Raw genomic sequence first — 17,375 nt, 5'->3', positions numbered from 1 at the left:
AAATAAGTACAATTTAGTCCGGGAGGTATTATTTGCCTGGTAATGAATAAGGCAATACGTATCCCTCAGCTGCAAGCAAAAGCCCAACATAACACCCGCAAACGGGACCCCGTCTGGGGAAAATAAGCCATGGAGTGAGCTATGTCGAACCTTAATACCTCGGGCGGGATCAGCCGCCGATCGTTAGTAAAGTCTACCGCACTGGGAAGCCTGGCCCTGGCGACCAGCGGAATTTCACTTCCCTTTGGCGTGAAGGCCCGCCGCCGCTGCTGTCAGCAGCGCGCTTGAGCCGGTCGCCGATAAAGTCGTCTGGGGGGCTTGTTCCGTCAACTGCGGCAGCCGCTGCGCCCTGCGTCTTCACGTACGCGATAACGAAGTCTACTGGGTAGAAACCGATAATACCGGCCATGACAGCTATGGCGAGCATCAGGTGCGTGCCTGTCTGCGCGGAAGATCCATTCGCCGCCGCATCAACCATCCTGAACGCCTGAACTATCCGATGAAGCGCGTTGGTCTTCGCGGCGAAGGCAAATTCGAGCGCATTTCATGGGATGAAGCCCTTGATACCATCGCCAGAAGCCTCAAAAACACCGTGGAAAAATACGGCAACGAAGCCGTATACATTAATTACACCTCAGGAATTGTGGGCGGCAACATCACCCGCTCCTCGCCTTATGCTTCATTAGTCGCTCGTCTGATGAACTGCTACGGCGGTTTCCTCAGCCATTACGGCACTTATAGCACCGCGCAGATCGCCTGCGCGATGCCATATACCTATGGCAGCAACGACGGTAACAGCACCTCCGATATTGAAAACAGTAAACTTGTCGTGCTGTTCGGCAACAACCCGGCCGAAACCCGCATGAGCGGCGGCGGAATAACTTATTATCTGGAACAGGCGCGCGAACGTTCCAACGCCCGCATGATCGTTATCGACCCTCGCTATACCGATACTGCTGCGGGCCGTGAAGATGAGTGGATCCCCATTCGTCCTGGCACGGACGCCGCGCTGGTGGCCGGTATCGCGCATGTGTTAATCAGCGAAAATCTGGTCGACCAGCCTTTCCTGGATAAATACTGCGTCGGTTACGATGAGAAAACCCTGCCGGAAGGCGCGCCGGCCAACGGCCATTACAAAGCTTATATTCTCGGTCAGGGCGATGACGGCGTGGAAAAAACGCCGCTGTGGGCTTCTGCCATTACCGGCATTCCGGCCGATCGTATTATCAAGCTGGCTCGTGAAATCGGCAGCGTTAAACCGGCATATATTACCCAGGGCTGGGGGCCGCAGCGCCAGGCCAACGGCGAGCTGACCTCCCGCGCCATCGCCATGTTGCCGATTCTGACCGGCAACGTTGGCATCAACGGCGGCAACAGCGGCGCGCGCGAATCTACTTATACCATCACCATCGAGCGTATGCCGGTGCTGGAGAATCCGGTTAAAACGCAGATTTCCTGCTTTAGCTGGACCGACGCTATTACGCGCGGTCCGGAAATGACCGCTACCCGCGACGGCGTGCGCGGTAAAGAAAAACTGGATGTGCCGATTAAGTTCATCTGGAACTATGCGGGCAACACCATCACTAACCAGCATTCCGATATCAACAAAACCCACGACATCCTGCAGGATGACGGCAAGTGCGAGATGATTGTGGTCATCGAGAACTTCATGACCTCCTCGGCAAAATATGCCGATATTCTGCTACCGGACCTGATGACCGTTGAGCAGGAAGACATTATCCCGAACGATTACGCCGGGAATATGGGCTATCTGATCTTTATCCAGCCCGCCACCGCGCCGAAGTTCGAGCGTAAGCCAATTTACTGGATTACCAGCGAAGTGGCGCGCCGCCTGGGTCAGGATGTTTATCAGAAATTTACCGAAGGCCGCACGCAGGAAGAGTGGCTCAAATACCTGTATGCGAGAATGCTCGCAAGGGATCCCGCGCTGCCCTCTTATGAAGAGCTGCGCGCTATGGGCATCTACAAGCGTAAAGATCCGAACGGGCACTTTGTAGCTTATAAAGCGTTTCGTGAAGACCCTGAGAATAATCCACTCGAAACCCCTTCCGGCAAAATTGAAATCTATTCCGCAAGGCTTGCGGAAATTGCTGCGGCCTGGGAGCTGGAAAAAGATGAAACCATAAGCCCACTGCCTGTTTACGCCTCCACCTTCGAAGGCTGGGACGCTGCGGAGCGCGGTACCTACCCGCTGCAAATGTTTGGTTTCCACTTCAAGGCCCGTACCCACTCAAGCTACGGCAATATCGACTTACTCCAGGCCGCCTGCCGCCAGCAGGTGTGGATCAACCCAATAGACGCGCAAAAACGTGGTATCGCCGACGGCGATCTGGTCAGCGTGCTTAACGGACGCGGTGAAGTACGCGTGGAAGCAAAAGTGACGCCGCGCATCATGCCGGGCGTGACGGCAATGGGCCAGGGCGCCTGGCATAACGCCAATATGGCAGGCGATCGTATCGATTATGGCTCCTGTATGAATACGCTCACCACCCAACGCCCTTCGCCGCTGGCGAAAGGCAATCCGCAACACACCAATCTGGTCGAAATCAAGAAGGCGTAAGGAGTAGCTGATGACTACGCAATATGGATTTTATATTGATTCGGGCCGCTGCACCGGCTGCAAAACCTGCGAGCTGGCCTGCAAGGACTACAAAAACTTGGGGCCGGACGTCAGCTTCCGCCGTATTTATGAATATGCGGGCGGCGACTGGACGGAAGACAACGGCGTTTATCAGCAGAACGTCTTCGCCTACTACCTGTCGATTGCCTGCAACCACTGCGAAGATCCGGCCTGTACCAAAGTCTGTCCGAGCGGCGCGATGCACAAGCGTGACGACGGGTTTGTGGTGGTGGATGAAGACGTGTGCATCGGCTGTCGTTACTGCCATATGGCCTGCCCGTACGGCGCGCCGCAGTACAACGCCGAAAAGGGCCATATGACCAAATGCGACGGCTGCCATGAGCGTATCGCCGACGGCAAAAAGCCGATCTGCGTCGAGTCCTGCCCGCTGCGCGCGCTGGATATGGCGCCCATCGCTGAACTGCGCAAGAAGTACGGCGCCCAGGCCGCTATCGCCCCGCTTCCCGCGGCGCATTTCACCAAGCCGAACATCGTTATTAAACCCAACGCCAACAGCCGTCCCTGCGGGGATAAAACCGGCTATCTGGCCAATCCGAAGGAGGTGTGAGATGGGTAACGGATGGCATGAATGGCCGCTGATGGTCTTTACCGTGCTCAGCCAGTGCGTGGCGGGCGGTTTTATCGTTATGGGACTTGCATGGCTATCGGCGAGCAACAACAGCGAACTGCAAAACAAAATCGTGCGGTCGATGTTCTTTCTGTGGGCGCTGATGGGCATTGCCTTTCTTGCTTCAGTCATGCACCTCGGCTCGCCGCTGCGCGCATTTAACTCTCTTAACCGTATCGGGCATTCCCCCCTCAGTAATGAAATCGCCAGCGGCTCGCTGTTCTTTGCCATGGGGGGATGCTGGTGGCTTGTAGCCATACTGAAAAAAATGCCTGCCGCGCCGGGTAAAATCTGGCTGCTGCTGACAATGGTATGCGGGTTGATTTTTGTCTGGGCCATGACTCGGGTATATCAGATTGATACCGTCCCGACCTGGTACAACAGCTATACAACGCCGGGCTTTTTCCTGACCGTCTTGCTTGGCGGTCCGCTGCTGGGGGGGCTTTTGCTGCGCGCTGCCGGCTTTCCGCTTAAAAATGCAAAGCTCGCCACCCTTAGCGTACTGGCATTGTTCGTCGCGATAAGCCTTGCGATCCTGCAGGCGTTTAGCCTGGCGGGTATTGGCAGTTCCGTTCAGCAGGCAGCCGCCTTGCTGCCGCATTACGCGTCTGTCCAGGCCTGCCGTATAGCGCTGCTGGCGCTGGGTCTGGGCTGCTGGATTTGTCCCCTGGTTCGCCGCACGCCGCCTGCAACGCTCGGGTTGCTGGTTGGTTTCCTGCTGGTTGTAACCGCAGAGTTAATCGGCCGCGGTATCTTCTACGGTTTGCATATGACCGTCGGCATGGCGGTTGCGGGTTAAAATAAACTGCGCGGGGAAGCCCGCGCGGCTTTTATCAGCATAAAATAAGGTGGAAAAATGTCATTTAACCATTCCCAGAGGCTGGCGTCTGTCGCCCTCACGGGGCGCGTGCTGGGCGTGCTGTACCGTCAGGATCCGCAAGGCCAGGACGCGGCGCCGCTCTATGCCGCCCTCGCGGATCCGCTTTGGGCCGAACAATGGCCGGCGCAGTCTGCGCAGCTTGCCGATATCGCAAGGCGCATGGCGGAGGGAATTGCGCATGCGCAGGAGCCGCTTAGCGAAGCTTATCAACGGCTATTCGTTGGGCCTCACGCGCTGCCCGCTGCGCCCTGGGGCTCGGTCTATCTTGATAAAGAAAACGTGCTGTTTGGCGACTCCATGCTTGAGCTGCGCCGGTGGATGCGCGAGAACGGCATAGCCCACCAGCCGGAGCAAAACGAGCCGGACGATCATATAGGCATATTATTGATGCTGGCGGCATGGCTTGCGGAACAAGGGCAGCGGCAGCGCCTCGACGAACTGCTCGCCTGGCATCTTTTGCCGTGGGCCGGCCGCTTTCTTGAGCTGTTTACGCAAAACGCCGGCCACCCTTTCTACCAGGGCCTGGGCGAGCTGACTCGCCTGACGCTTGCCGACTGGCGCGAAGGCATGCTGATACCGGTTGCCGGGAAAGAAATTTATTACTGAAAACGGGTGGATAACGCTTTCGCTTATCCACCGGCCTGCTTGCCGTGCGCTTTTCTCCGCTCATATTTCCTGACGATAAGTTACACCGTCACCTGAGAAAAATATTTTTAAGACAATTCTTTACGATACGCGGTCAGCCGAGACGGCATAAGGGCCGTCAATAATTCATTCCATGAATCATTAGGCAATGAATGATTGCCCCGACTGGCATCCTCCCCGGCGCGTTGCTATAGCTTTCAACACCCTGCCGACACAAGGCATAACAACAGAGCGACCCTTTGGTGGCTATAACACGTGCAACAGGGAGACACACCGCAATGCAAAACGCACCCTTCATAAAACGTACCCTTTTGGGTGCTCTGGCGCTGATACTGGCGCTCGGGCTGCTGGTCTGGGGTATTGGACCGGAAACCATCCGGGCGCGTCAGGTCGATTTGGTTTATCTCGGGCAACAGCATCTGATTCTGGTATTCAGCTCGATGGCGCTGGCGCTGCTGGTCGGCATTCCGAGCGGCATTCTGCTAAGCCGCCCCGCGGCGCGCCGCTGGGCTGAATACGTGATGCAGATCTTTAACGTCGGCAATACGCTGCCGCCGCTGGCGGTACTGGCGCTGGCGATGGTGATTATCGGCATCGGCGACAAGCCGGCGATCGTCGCCCTCTTCCTCGCCTCCTTACTGCCGATTGTGCGTAACACCTACGCCGGGCTGTGCGGCGTTCCCGCCTCGTTGATTGAAGCGGCGAACGGCATCGGCATGACCAAATGGCAGCGTCTGCGCCAGGTGGAATTCCCGAACGCCTGGCCGGTTATCCTGTCCGGGATCCGCATCGCTACGGCTATCAACGTCGGCACCGCGCCGCTTGCCTTCCTGATTGGGGCGAGCAGCTACGGCGAGCTTATTTTCCCGGGCATCTATTTGAATGACTTCCCGACGCTGATTCTCGGCGCGGCGGCGACCGCCATATTTGCTCTGATTCTCGATATCGCGTTAGCCGGGCTGGGCCGGTTTTTAAGCCCGCACACCGCGAAATAACAATAATAAGGAGCGTTGAATGAAACCATTTATACGTCTGCTGACCGCCCTCGCGGCCGCCACGACGCTGCTGGCAGGCGCCGCCCGGGCGGAACCTATCGTGCTGGCCACCAAAGGCTTTACCGAGCAGCATATTCTCTCGGCCATGACCACGCAGTACCTGCGTAAAAAAGGCTTTCAGGTCACGCCTAAGACCAATATCGCCGCGGTGATTTCCCGCAATGCGATGGTCAATAAACAGATCGATATGTCCTGGGAATACACCGGCACCTCGCTGATTATTTTTAACCATATCAACAAGCGCATGACGCCTCAGGAGTCCTACGAAACGGTTAAGAAGCTGGATGCGAAACTGGGTCTGGTCTGGCTTAACCCTGCGGATATGAACAACACCTACGCCTTCGCCATGCAGCGTAAGCGCGCCGAAGAGGAAAACATCAACACCATGTCGGACCTGGTAGCGAAAATCGAGCATATCCGGCAGACCGAGCCGAAAAAGAACTGGATGCTGGGCCTGGACCTGGAATTTTCCGGGCGCAGCGACGGCATGAAGCCCCTGCAGGAGGCCTACAATATGCCGCTGGATCGGCCGCAGATTCGCCAGATGGACCCCGGCCTTGTGTATAACGCGGTGCGCGACGGCTTTGTCGATGCGGGCTTGGTTTATACCACCGACGGGCGGGTTAAGGGCTTTGATTTGAAAGTTCTTGAAGACGACAAGGGCTTCTTCCCAAGCTATGCGGTAACCCCCGTAGTGCGCAAAGAAACCCTCGCCGCCAACCCGGGCCTTGCAGAGGCCATGAACACCCTCTCCGGCCTGCTGAACAACGACGTGATATCCACCCTGAACGCCAGGGTCGATATCGACCATGAATCCCCGCAGCAGGTAGCCCGCGAATTCCTGCAGCAAAAAGGCTTGCTCTAAGGAGGCATCATGGACACGTTGCACTACATGATTGATAACGCTGGTTATCTCGGCAGCCTGACGCTTCAGCACCTGTGGCTGGTGCTGCTGGCGGTAGGCCTGGCGATTGTTATCGGCGTCCCGCTTGGGATTTTAATCGTCCGCCATAAATGGCTGGCAACGCCGGTGCTGGGCATCGCCACCGTTGTGCTGACCATTCCGTCCATCGCGCTGTTCGGGCTGATGATTCCCCTCTTCTCGCTGATTGGGCAGGGAATCGGCGTGCTGCCGGCTATCACCGCCGTCTTTCTTTATTCGCTGCTGCCGATCGTGCGCAACACGCACACCGCGCTGGACAGCATTCCGCCGGGCCTGCGTGAAGCGGGACGCGGCATCGGCATGACTTTCTGGCAGCGTCTGCGCTGGGTTGAAATTCCGATGGCCCTGCCGGTGATTTTCGGCGGCATCCGCACGGCGGTGGTGATGAATATCGGCGTTATGGCTATCGCCGCCGTTATCGGCGCGGGCGGCCTGGGGCCTGCTGTTACTTAACGGCATCGGCGGCAGCGATATTCGCATGCTGATTGCCGGCGCCGTCATGATTTGTGTTTTAGCGATCGTACTGGACTGGCTGCTTCATCGCCTGCAGCTGGTACTGACACCGAAGGGGATTCGATAATGATAAAACTGGAAAACCTCACCAAACAGTTCGTTCAGAAGAACGGGCAGACTTTTAACGCGGTTGATAACGTGAGCCTCAACGTGCCCGAAGGCGAAATGTGCGTGCTGCTCGGCCCTTCCGGCTGCGGTAAAACCACCACGCTTAAAATGATCAACCGCCTGATAGCGCCAAGCGGCGGCAATATTCTGATTAACGGCAAGAACACCAGCGAGCTTGATACCGTCACGCTGCGCCGCAACATCGGCTACGTTATCCAGCAAATCGGCCTGTTCCCGAACATGACCATTGAAGAGAATATTACGGTCGTGCCGCGCATGCTGGGTTGGGAAAAGGCCCGCTGTAAGGAGCGCGCCGCCGAGCTGATGAGCATGGTCGCGCTGGATCCGACTAAGTATATGAATCGCTACCCGCGCGAGCTGTCCGGCGGGCAGCAGCAGCGTATCGGCGTGATTCGCGCGCTGGCCGCGGATCCTCCGGTTCTGCTGATGGATGAGCCTTTTGGCGCCGTCGACCCGATCAACCGCGAGGTTATCCAGAACGAGTTTCTGGAAATGCAGCGCCAGCTGAAGAAAACCGTGATGCTGGTCAGCCACGATATCGACGAGGCGCTGAAGCTGGGCGACCGTATCGCCGTTTTCCGCCAGGGTAAAATCATCCAGTGCGCAAGCCCGGACGAGCTGCTGGCGAAACCGGCCAATGAATTTGTCGGCTCTTTTGTCGGCCAGGACCGCACGCTCAAGCGCCTGCTGCTGGTGCAGGCCGGCGACGTGACGGATCAGCAGCCGACCATTACGGCGCGAGAGTCCACCCCGCTGCCGGAGGCTTTCGCCACCATGGACGACAACGACATGCGCTCGATTACGGTCGTAGACGGCGCGGGCAAGCCGCTGGGCTTTGTGAAACGCCGGGAGGCGCGCGGCGCGACGGGAGTTTGTGCCGACATGCTGCATCCGTTCCGCGTAACCGGGCGCGCGGAGGAAAACCTGCGCATCGTGCTGTCAAAACTCTACGAGCACAACATGGTGTGGATGCCGATTACCGACGAGGAAGGACGCTACAGCGGGGAGATTTCGCAGGACTATATCGCCGACTACCTCAGCTCGGGCAAAACGCGCCGCGTGCTGAATATTCATCAGCCGTAAAAAAACAACCCATACTCGCCGCGAGTATGGGTTTTCTTTGTTAATCCCTCGCACCGCTCGTAATCGCCGCTATATCCTGCGGACGTAAACGGATTTCCGCCGCGCGACGATGCGCCTGCATCCCTTCCGTACGGCTCTGGCGAACGGCAGGCTCGGCAACGGCCGCGATGCCGCGATCGTCAATCCACTGATGGGTGCAAATCTTCACGTAGGCGCCGACCCACAGGCCCCCGGTGTAACGCGCTGCGGCCATGGTCGGCAGCGTATGGTTGGTGCCGCAGCATTTATCGGAGAACACCACGCTTGCGTTCTGGCCGATAAACAACGAGCCGTAGTTGCGAATCCTGCCGGCGGTGGCGTGCGGATCCCGGGTATGCACCTGCAAATGCTCCGTCGCCATATGATCGGCCCAGGCGACGAGCTGCGCCTCATCGCGGCATACCACGATTTCCCCCTGCCGGCGCCAGGCCTCCCCGGCCGTTGCCGCCGTAGGAAGATTTTCCAGCTGCCGTTCAATTTCGGCCAGCGTTTCCTGCGCGATGCGCGGGCTGGTGGTCGCCATGCCGACGCGGGTGTGTATGTCATGCTCCGCCTGCGCCAGCAGGTCGGCGGCCAGAATTTGCGGATTCGCGCTGTCGTCGGCAACCACGTAGATCTCGCTTGGCCCGGCGAGAGCGTCAATGCCGACCTTGCCAAACACCTGCCGCTTGGCTTCGTTAACAAAGGCGTTCCCCGGCCCGACAATTTTATCCACCGCCGGCACCGTTTCCGTTCCCCAGGCCATGGCGGCGATAGCCTGCGCGCCGCCGACTTTGAAGATGCGATGGGCGCCGGCGAGATGGCAGATAGCGATCATCGCCGGGTGCGCGCCCGGCGGCAGGCAGGCGATGATTTCATCGCATCCCGCCACCACCGCCGGCACGATGGACATCACCGGCGCGGACAAAATGGGATAACGCCCGCCCGGCACATAGCAGCCAACCTTTTGGATCGGAATAATACGGTGCCCCAGATGCACTCCGGGCAGGGTCTCCACTTCCAGCGGCTTCATGGTCGCCAGCTGCGCCTCGGCAAATCGCTTCACCTGGGCGATGGCAAATTCGCTGTCCTTACGCGTTTGCGGATCAAGGTCCGCCAGCGCGCCGTCGATTTCGCTTTGGGAAACCTCAAAGTTCTCCGGCACCGTGTTGTCGAACCTTGCGCAGAAGTCGCGCAGCGCGGCGTCGCCCTGCGCCTTCACCTGGTCAATAATAGCGCTGACCTTGTCCGTCAGCGCCAGGTCCGCCTGCGTATCCTGCCCCTGCGGGCGTTTGATAAACTGCACGTCGCCTTCGTTAATCGCGGCCATTCTTTACTCCTCCATTTGACCCAGTTTAATTTGCGCCAGCAGCGCCAGATGATCGTAAACCACCCATTCGTCGACGATTTTGCCGTTCACGATGTGGTAGTGAGACATGCCCATCACGAACAGACGCTCGCCGGTCGGTTTGCCCAGCTCGCCGTAGCCCAGATGATGGCCTTCCATAATCCAGCGCACCGCAACCTTGGTTCCGCCTTCCTCGCAGGGGTTAGAGCAGATATGCTGCGGCATCCACGCCCCGTCCGGGATCATGCCGATCAGCGCCAGCGTCTGGTGAATCACCGCCGCCTGGCCGTACAGCTCTTTCATTAACGGGCCGTGCCACTGCACGTTCGTGGCGTACACGTCTTTAATTTTGCCCAGCATGCGGCGGTTGTAGATTTCGTGCAGCCAGCGCAAACACTGCTCTTCGATATCGGTGTGGGCGATGGAGACGTCGCACGCCATTTCCGGCGGATACTGCCCCACCATGCGGCGGTTTTCCCCGATATCCGTCACGCGGAAGCCCTTATCGAACTGCTCCTTCGCCATGCCCCAGGCCACCGCGTCGGTATCAAGGCCGAGCTGGCGCATCATGGACATATTGTCGCTGACCACCCACTCGCGGTAGATCTTGTTTTCGTGGATCATGCAGTCCGCCACGGTACGGGTAACGAAGGTGCGGTTGGTGGGTTTGCCGAGGTGGCTGTACTGCGTATGGCGGCCGCTGCCCGTCACCAGGTGCGAGGTATAAAAGCCATCCACGTCATTGCCGTTCCAGATAACCTGGGTCGCCATGCCGCGGCGTTCAGGAAAAGCGATCAGGCGCTGCAAAGTATCCTGCACCACCTGCTCGCGGTTATACATGGTGCCCAGCGCGTTATATAAAACGCAGTTATGCGTGTAGTGGGTATAAATTAACCCTACGTCGCGTTCATCCCATATTTTATGCGTACAGCGCACGATATAATCGACAATATCGGTATAGCAATCATCAAACCCGCGTAATGACTGCACGCGCGGCCGTTTTTCAGGCACAAGGTCGATAAAATCGCGGCGCTCCACCTGTAATACAGGATCGTCACGGGTGGATTTGGCATTGGTTTTTTCAGAAACTACCGGCGTTTTATTTGTCGTTTCAGTTGAAGACATATAACCTCCTGCGTTCTATGGATGCGCTGAGAATTACCCGGCACACGCTATTTAGGATGTAATTACCCCTCGCCCGGAACGGGCGATAATGCTTTTCTTTTATGCGGACAGCACGATCCCCTGATAAATTAATTACCCTTATCAGATGATTTATTTTTCAGAGGGGAAGATCTCCCCCCTGATATTAATTAAAAATCTGTGACCAGATGGCTAATTCGTCAATGCCGAGATATTCGCGAATAATTAAGCCGTCGCGTAATTCAAGCTGGCTGATGCCGGTAATGGAAATGGGGCGGCGTGTCGGCGCGCCGAATTTGCCGTAGCCGTCATGCCAGGTTAACAGCGACCAGCGTAACGAAAGCCGGACGGGCTCGTTGGCGTCACGACGGACAATCAGGTGGTGCAGCTGGGTTTCGCAGTCGGCGAACGAGGCCCGGTAGCCTGACAAAAACGCCCCGATATCCTGCTCGCCGGTACGCAGCACGTGCGCCGGCCCGTGCAGGGTCGCCGCGGGATGATAAAGCCCGGGCACCACGCCGCTGTTACCGCCCGCCCACATGGAGAGGTAGCGCTCCACCAGTCCCGCCAGCGGCCCGTCGACGTCGTCGCCTTCCGGCCCTCCCGCCCAGCGCGCGTCAAGCTCTTCCGCGGGCGTATTTTGCAGGCCGATCTCCCGGCGGGCGTTCGCCAGCTGCTGCGCAAAATTACGCACGTCGAGCCCGATTTGCGTCGCTATTGCGGCGCGATCCTGTAAAAGCCACTCCTGGCGCACCGCGCCGTCGGCGCAGATCCGATCCGCCCAGGTGCGAACCCACACTGATTTACCGCTCGGCTTGCCGAAAAAACCTTCCCCCTGGTGCTGAATACAGGCCAGCGTGCGCTGCGCGGCGTAGTACTCAAACCCCGGCGTATGGCTGCACAAAATATCTTCGGTCAGCACGGTGCGCTGGGGGAAGCTGTGCATGGCCTCAAGCGTAAGCCGCATAAACTGAGAAAGGTCGTTAAGCTGCTTTTCAGGGGTGTGGAAAACCACCGGCGTGGCGTAAAAGTCCGCCAGCTGGCCTATGTCTTTTTGCTCCCACACCACGTGGGTCAGGGTCAGAATAAACTGCTGTATTGAATCAAACTGGGGGCTAAAGCCCGGCAACCTGGTCATTCAACCTCCTGCGGCTGGAACACGGACAGTCCGTCTTTTTCGACCACGCCAAAATGCGGACGCCGGGCCGAATGGCGTACTACCAGAGCGCCGGGCACTACAACCTGCTCCGGCTTAATGCTTTCGCTTTCAATCTGTTTCATCAGCAGCGCGATAGTCGCGCTCACCATCTCATCCACCGGCTGCGAAGCGGAGGTCAGAGCGTAAGAGGGCCAGCCGGACGGGCCGGTGTCGTCATAGCCGATGACCGATACGTCTTGCGGAATGCGCAGGCCAAACTCGTAGCGGGCAACGTCCATCACGGTAAGCGCCATATGGTCATTGGCGGCAAAAATAGCGTCCGGCGGCTGCGGCGCGGAAAAGAGCTGGCGGGCCGCGCGCGCGGTTTTTTGCGCATCGTAATCTCCCTGCACCACCCGTATATCCTCAATGCCTTTTCCCCGCAGAAGGTTCACAAAGCCGTTCTGCCGCGCCAGGTTAACCGACGAGTCCGCGAGGGCCGGCGACATAGGCAAAGCGCTTATGCTCGCCGGCGAGTAAAAATTCGGCTATCTGGCGGGCGGCGGCTTCGTTATCGGTATTCACGCTTGAGGCCACGCCGTTTTCTTCGCTGCGGTTAAACAGCACCACCGGAATGCCCGCGGCCAGACACTCCTCGGAAAGCTCAATGGACAGCGACACCGAGGCCAGCACGATGCCGTCGACCCTGTACTGCATGATCTGGTCAAAAATCCTGTCCACGTTGCCGTCGCGATCGCCGACGAACAGCAGCAGGTGATAGTTAAGCTCGTCCAGCTTCTGCGCCAGCGCTTCCAATACCTGCGGATAAAACTGGTTGTCGAAATAGGACATCACCACGCCGACGATGCGCGAACGTGCGGTGTTCAGCGAGCGGGCGATAGCGTTGGGCCGATAGCCAAGCTCGCGAGCGGCCTTCAGTACTTTTTCACGCGTGGCGGGCGAAATGCTCGCCCCCGGCGTGAAGGTGCGCGATACCGCAGATTGTGACACCCCGGCGATTTGCGCCACCTGCTGTGAGGTCACGGGCCCAAAAGTCTTACGTTTCATTGTCGCTGTTCCTTATCAACATTCCCGTCATGACACATCTGAAATAAAAACAGGGGCTTGCATCAGTGTAACGGACCGCGGGGGGAATACCAGTGCGGCCATTTTCACCCCCCGCCGGAATGTCTGTTTTTTATACTTACACCATCTTTGCATGCGTATGCAACAGCCAAAATTATTTTTTTCACATTTACAAACTCTACCTTTACAAAACTGAAACCTTTTCGTAACTTCAACGATTGAATACGTATGCATAGAAAACAAAATACACCGTCAGTTTTACCGGCGACAGCGGGTTCAGACCTAAAAACACAGCCGGTTAATGCCGTACTTGATTGGTAATAACCCATTAATATTTAAGAGGTTCACCACCATGTTTCGTGCCCTTTTTCGTCGATCCGAAGTCAGACTCTTTTTTACCATCAGCGTGCTGTTTTACATCTGTATCCACAGCATTGACGCCTTCCTCGCCCCGATGCTGATTAGCGAAGGGATGCAGCCGGAGGTGGTGGGAATGATCATGGGCGCCAGCGGGCTTGCCACCCTGTTCGTGCGCTTTCCGATTGGCATTCTTTCGGATGTGGTAAAGAGCCGGAAGATATTTATCCAGTTCAGCCTGCTGCTGCCGCTGGTCACCTGGCCCATCGCCTATCTGCACCCGAACGCCACCACGCTCTACCTCGCCAAAGCCGCGGATGGCTTCACCGCCGCCACTTGGGTGCTGTACAACATCCTGTTTATTCGCTATTTCGACAGGAAAGACGCGCCCGCCGCCGTCGCCCTGCTCGCGCTGGCCGGGCCGCTGGGCGTCTTCCTCGGCAACTGTATTGGCGGCGCGCTGATCCACTTTTTCGACAAAAACATTGGCTACTTCGTCTCCAGCGTTTCCGCGCTGCTGGCCCTGATTCTCACCACCCGCATTAAAGAAATTCACGATGCCGCCCGCGCGCCCACCCTTAAAGCCTGTATTGCCGGCGCAAAGCGCCAGCTGGGCGACGGCTCCGTCTGGCTTATTGGCCTGCTGGCCACGGTGGTTATTCTGGTGCCTTTCGCCACTCGCGACACCTTAACGCCAATCTATGCGCAGCAGCTCGGCGCCAAAGCGGGCATTCTTACCCTGCTCAGCAACCTGCATCTGATCTTCTACGCGCTGGCTATCGCCCTGTGCAGCTCGGTGTTCTATAAGCGGCTGGGGCTGGTGAATACGGCAGTGCTCGGCATTTTCCTACAGCTGGTATCCACCGTCGGCGTACCCTTTACCAGCAATATGTACCTTATTTATCTGCTGCAATCCGTCGGCGGTTTTTCGTTCGGCATGGCCTTCGCGGTATTTATGTCGCTAAGCGTGGTGAATACCGTCGAAGACGAGCAGTCCACGCGCATGGGGCTGTTTCAGACAATTTATTCCTGCGGCATGTTTGTCGGGCCGGTATTAATGGGCCTGATGCTCCAGCATATTAATTTATCCTCGGGCTATTTATTAATTGGCGTGCTGACATTTATTGCGATGCTGTTAACTCCGCTGGCGGCTCGCAGCGTAAACCAACGGCAAAATAAAATGGCCGCCTGCCCCACGGCGACGGGGAAAATAGCCGCGGCGCAGAATTACGGCAATAAAGCCTAAGCAATCCGACCTTATTTAATTTAACAGCGTCGCCTCCCGTTTATTCGGGCGGGCAAGGCGCGCGTATACCAGTAACGGAGAACATCATGGCGCAGTATTTAAAAAGTCATAAATATTTATCTGCACGTCAGCGGGGCGATATTTTCGCGCGCCGCTGCGAAAAACGCAAAATGCCCCGCGAATTCTCGATCTTCGCCATCGACGTAAAAGAGGCCGGCTGATGCTTACCCTTCCCTCTTCGCCTGATTTCCGTCTGGATGACCAGCGGGCGCTGGTGACCGGCGGTTCCAGAGGCATAGGTTTTGCCGCAGCTGTGGCCCTTGCGCGCGCCGGAGCGCAGGTATGGATAGCCGCCAGGAACGCCGGGCAGCTTAGCGAAGCCGCCGGGCTTGCAGCACGGGACGGCCTGCGGCTCCAAACCCTGGAGCTGGATATTACCGACACCGCGCAGGTCAGGCAGAAGCTGGGCACGCTGCCGGATTTCAACATTCTGGTAAACAGCGCCGGGCTGGCGCGCCATCAGCCTTTTTTGGACGTCAGCGAGGAAAATTACGACGCGGTGATGGCGCTCAACCTGCGGGCGACCTTCTTTCTGAGCCAGCAGGTTGCCCGCCGGATGAAGGCAGGCGGTATCGCGGGCTCCATCATTCATATCTCTTCGCAGATGGGGCACGTCGGCGGCCCCGAGCGCAGCGTTTACTGCGCGTCGAAATTTGCCCTCGAAGGGCTGACCAAAACCATGGCGCTGGAGCTGGGAGAGGCGGGCATCCGGGTCAATACCCTGTGTCCGACTTTTATCGCCACCGAGCTTTCGCGCGCCAGCCTGTCCGACCCGGCGTTCAGCCGCTACGTGCTGGACAATATCAAGCTCAGGCGCCTTGGAACGCTCGAGGACGTGATGGGACCCGTCGTGTTTCTCGCCTCCCCGGCGGCGGCGTTAATCACCGGCGCCGCGCTGCTGGTTGACGGCGGATGGACGGCAACATGAGCGAATCCACCTGTGCTTTTCCGCTACTGGATAACCAACGCGCTCCGCTGATTTTACTGGGCGGCACCCTGTGTAACCACCGCCTTTGGCAGCCGGTTATTAACGCGCTGAACGTCAGCAGCGTCAGCAGCCTGACCCTCAGCGGCGCCGCTTCCGCCCCCGCGCAGGCCCGGCAGCTGCTCAGCGCCCTGCCGCCGCGTTTTTGCCTGGCGGGCTTTTCCCTCGGCGCCATCGTCGCATTGCAGATGCTGGCGGACGCGCCCCAGCGTCTTGCCGGGCTGGCGCTGATTTCGGTTAACCCCTTTAGCGATGCGCCTGATAACGCCGCCGGCCGCCGGGCCGCGGTGCAGGATGCCGCCCGTCAGGGAACGGGCAACTGGCTGAGCGCGACGATGTGGCCGCGCTATGTCGCCCCGGCGCGTCTTGATGACCGGGCGTTGCATGCCACCCTTACCCGGATGGCCGACGAGTGCGGGAGCGAAACTTTTGCCCGGCAAACGGAAATCGCCATCACCCGCGCCGATAACCGCGCCGCGCTGGCGCAATACGGCGCGCCGACGCTAATCCTCAACGGCGGCTGCGACGGTATCTGCACCCCGCAACATCATCTTGCCGCGGCGGAAGCTGCGCCGCACGCACGCTGGATAACCTTGCCGGACAGCGGCCATTTTCTGCCCCTGGAAGCGCCGCTTACGGTGGCCGATGCCCTGCGTAACTGGATAAAGGAGACACTCTTGTGAGAAGCAACACCTTAAAAGCGGCCTTTCGCCGCCGGCAGCCGATTATTAACGGCTGGCTCGCCATCCCTTCCGGCTATAGCGCCGAGATTGCCGGGCACCAGGGCTATGATTCGGTCACCGTCGATATGCAGCACGGCATGATTGACTTCGCCAGCGCGCTGGCGATGCTGCAGGCCCTCTCCGCTACGCCGGCCCTGCCGCTTGCGCGGGTTAACAGCAACGATCCCGCGCAGATTATGCGCCTGCTGGATGCCGGCGCTTGGGGGATCATCTGCCCGATGGTTTCCACCGCGGAACAGGCGCGGCAATTCGTCGCCGCCTGCCGCTATCCGCCGCTGGGCAACCGCTCCTTTGGCCCGGCGAGGGCGCTGCTCTACGGCGGCAAAGATTATCCTCAACACGCCAACGACGAGATCCTGACGCTGGCGATGATTGAAACCCGCGAAGGGCTGGAAAACCTGGACGCGATTCTGGCAACCGACGGGCTGGACGGCGTGTTTATTGGCCCAAACGATCTCTCGCTAACCCTGACGGGCAGCGCCAGCGCCGAGTCCCAGCATCCGGAGATGCTTGCCGCCGTGGAGCTCGTGCTGGCCCGCAGCCGGGAGCATAACAAGCTCGCCGGGATCTTCTGCACCTCCGGCCAGGCCGCGGCGGACCGCCTGGCGCAGGGCTTCAGTTTTGTCACCCCCGCCAATGACGTTATGCAGCTTGGCCGCGCCGCCCGCGAAGCTATCGCGCTGGCGCGCGGTGAAACACCGTCCGCCAGCGGCACATCTGGCTATTAAAGGAGG

General features: G+C 58.4%; 16 protein-coding genes and 2 pseudogenes. 13 read left to right on the top strand and 5 right to left on the bottom strand.

Annotation, left to right across the window (positions count from 1 at the left end):
- The first annotated feature begins 141 nt into the window (after window positions 1–141).
- The 8 genes and pseudogenes from ynfE (at window position 142) to osmV (ending at window position 8,517) form a co-directional block, all read left to right on the top strand.
- A pseudogene (ynfE, locus tag WLO32_RS09530) lies at window positions 142–2,581 on the top strand (selenate/tellurate reductase subunit YnfE).
- 10 nt (window positions 2,582–2,591) lie between these two features.
- Entirely contained in the window at window positions 2,592–3,209 is a 618-nt protein-coding gene (locus WLO32_RS09525) for a DMSO/selenate family reductase complex B subunit (RefSeq protein ID WP_435948086.1), read from the top strand.
- A gap of 1 nt (window position 3,210) precedes the next feature.
- The gene (locus WLO32_RS09520) at window positions 3,211–4,068 is read left to right on the top strand and encodes a DmsC/YnfH family molybdoenzyme membrane anchor subunit (RefSeq protein WP_435948085.1); all 858 of its coding nucleotides are present in this window, start codon (window positions 3,211–3,213) and stop codon (window positions 4,066–4,068) included.
- 57 nt (window positions 4,069–4,125) lie between these two features.
- Window positions 4,126–4,755: a Tat proofreading chaperone DmsD gene (gene dmsD / locus WLO32_RS09515; RefSeq protein ID WP_435948083.1), complete on the top strand. Its 630-nt coding sequence runs from the start codon at window positions 4,126–4,128 to the stop codon at window positions 4,753–4,755.
- 317 nt (window positions 4,756–5,072) lie between these two features.
- Window positions 5,073–5,789, top strand: coding sequence for an osmoprotectant ABC transporter permease OsmY (osmY, locus tag WLO32_RS09510; protein WP_435948082.1), 717 nt, complete (start codon window positions 5,073–5,075; stop codon window positions 5,787–5,789).
- Between the two features lie 19 nt (window positions 5,790–5,808).
- Window positions 5,809–6,714, top strand: a complete 906-nt coding sequence (gene osmX / locus WLO32_RS09505) for an osmoprotectant ABC transporter substrate-binding protein OsmX (protein WP_435948081.1) — start codon at window positions 5,809–5,811, stop codon at window positions 6,712–6,714.
- 9 nt (window positions 6,715–6,723) lie between these two features.
- Window positions 6,724–7,372, top strand: a pseudogene (osmW, locus tag WLO32_RS09500) (osmoprotectant ABC transporter permease OsmW).
- A complete protein-coding gene (osmV, locus tag WLO32_RS09495; protein ID WP_435948080.1) occupies window positions 7,372–8,517 on the top strand; it encodes an osmoprotectant ABC transporter ATP-binding protein OsmV in 1,146 nt (381 codons plus the stop codon). Before osmW ends, osmV begins: the two are co-directional and overlap by 1 nt.
- Before the next feature lie 40 nt (window positions 8,518–8,557).
- On the opposite strand, the gene hisD is transcribed toward osmV, so the two are convergent.
- The 5 genes from hisD to WLO32_RS09470 all read right to left on the bottom strand — a co-directional run bounded on the left by hisD (window position 8,558) and on the right by WLO32_RS09470 (window position 13,232).
- On the bottom strand, window positions 8,558–9,865 hold the full coding sequence (gene hisD / locus WLO32_RS09490) for a histidinol dehydrogenase (RefSeq protein WP_435948079.1): 1,308 nt from the start codon (window positions 9,863–9,865) through the stop codon (window positions 8,558–8,560).
- 3 nt (window positions 9,866–9,868) lie between these two features.
- Entirely contained in the window at window positions 9,869–11,008 is a 1,140-nt protein-coding gene (locus WLO32_RS09485) for an ester cyclase (RefSeq protein ID WP_435948078.1), read from the bottom strand.
- A gap of 184 nt (window positions 11,009–11,192) precedes the next feature.
- On the bottom strand, window positions 11,193–12,164 hold the full coding sequence (locus WLO32_RS09480; RefSeq protein ID WP_435948077.1) for a nuclear transport factor 2 family protein: 972 nt from the start codon (window positions 12,162–12,164) through the stop codon (window positions 11,193–11,195).
- Complete coding sequence (locus tag WLO32_RS09475) at window positions 12,161–12,673, bottom strand: substrate-binding domain-containing protein (protein ID WP_435948076.1); 513 nt, start codon at window positions 12,671–12,673, stop codon at window positions 12,161–12,163. The genes WLO32_RS09480 and WLO32_RS09475 overlap by 4 nt, the downstream gene beginning before the upstream one ends.
- Window positions 12,642–13,232 carry a LacI family DNA-binding transcriptional regulator gene (locus tag WLO32_RS09470; RefSeq protein ID WP_435948075.1) on the bottom strand — a complete coding sequence of 197 codons (591 nt, stop codon included), beginning with the start codon at window positions 13,230–13,232 and terminating at the stop codon, window positions 12,642–12,644. The genes WLO32_RS09475 and WLO32_RS09470 overlap by 32 nt, the downstream gene beginning before the upstream one ends.
- A 370-nt stretch (window positions 13,233–13,602) precedes the next feature.
- Here WLO32_RS09470 and WLO32_RS09465 point away from each other — a divergent pair, with 370 nt between their 5' ends.
- The 5 genes from WLO32_RS09465 (at window position 13,603) to WLO32_RS09445 (ending at window position 17,369) form a co-directional block, all read left to right on the top strand.
- On the top strand, window positions 13,603–14,853 hold the full coding sequence (locus WLO32_RS09465) for an MFS transporter (protein WP_435948074.1): 1,251 nt from the start codon (window positions 13,603–13,605) through the stop codon (window positions 14,851–14,853).
- A gap of 86 nt (window positions 14,854–14,939) precedes the next feature.
- Window positions 14,940–15,074 carry a hypothetical protein gene (locus WLO32_RS09460; RefSeq protein ID WP_435948073.1) on the top strand — a complete coding sequence of 45 codons (135 nt, stop codon included), beginning with the start codon at window positions 14,940–14,942 and terminating at the stop codon, window positions 15,072–15,074.
- Window positions 15,074–15,841 (top strand): SDR family NAD(P)-dependent oxidoreductase, encoded by a 768-nt coding sequence (locus tag WLO32_RS09455; protein ID WP_435948072.1) that lies wholly within the window; start codon window positions 15,074–15,076, stop codon window positions 15,839–15,841. The genes WLO32_RS09460 and WLO32_RS09455 overlap by 1 nt, the downstream gene beginning before the upstream one ends.
- Window positions 15,838–16,581 (top strand): alpha/beta fold hydrolase, encoded by a 744-nt coding sequence (locus tag WLO32_RS09450; protein ID WP_435948071.1) that lies wholly within the window; start codon window positions 15,838–15,840, stop codon window positions 16,579–16,581. Before WLO32_RS09455 ends, WLO32_RS09450 begins: the two co-directional genes overlap by 4 nt.
- A complete protein-coding gene (locus tag WLO32_RS09445; RefSeq protein WP_435948070.1) occupies window positions 16,578–17,369 on the top strand; it encodes an HpcH/HpaI aldolase family protein in 792 nt (263 codons plus the stop codon). Before WLO32_RS09450 ends, WLO32_RS09445 begins: the two co-directional genes overlap by 4 nt.
- Window positions 17,370–17,375 lie beyond the last annotated feature (6 nt).

The sequence above is a fragment of the Dryocola mayonis genome (genome assembly GCF_051307045.1).
Lineage (GTDB): Bacteria > Pseudomonadota > Gammaproteobacteria > Enterobacterales > Enterobacteriaceae > Dryocola.
This window is presented reverse-complemented; position numbering and strand designations above follow the sequence as displayed.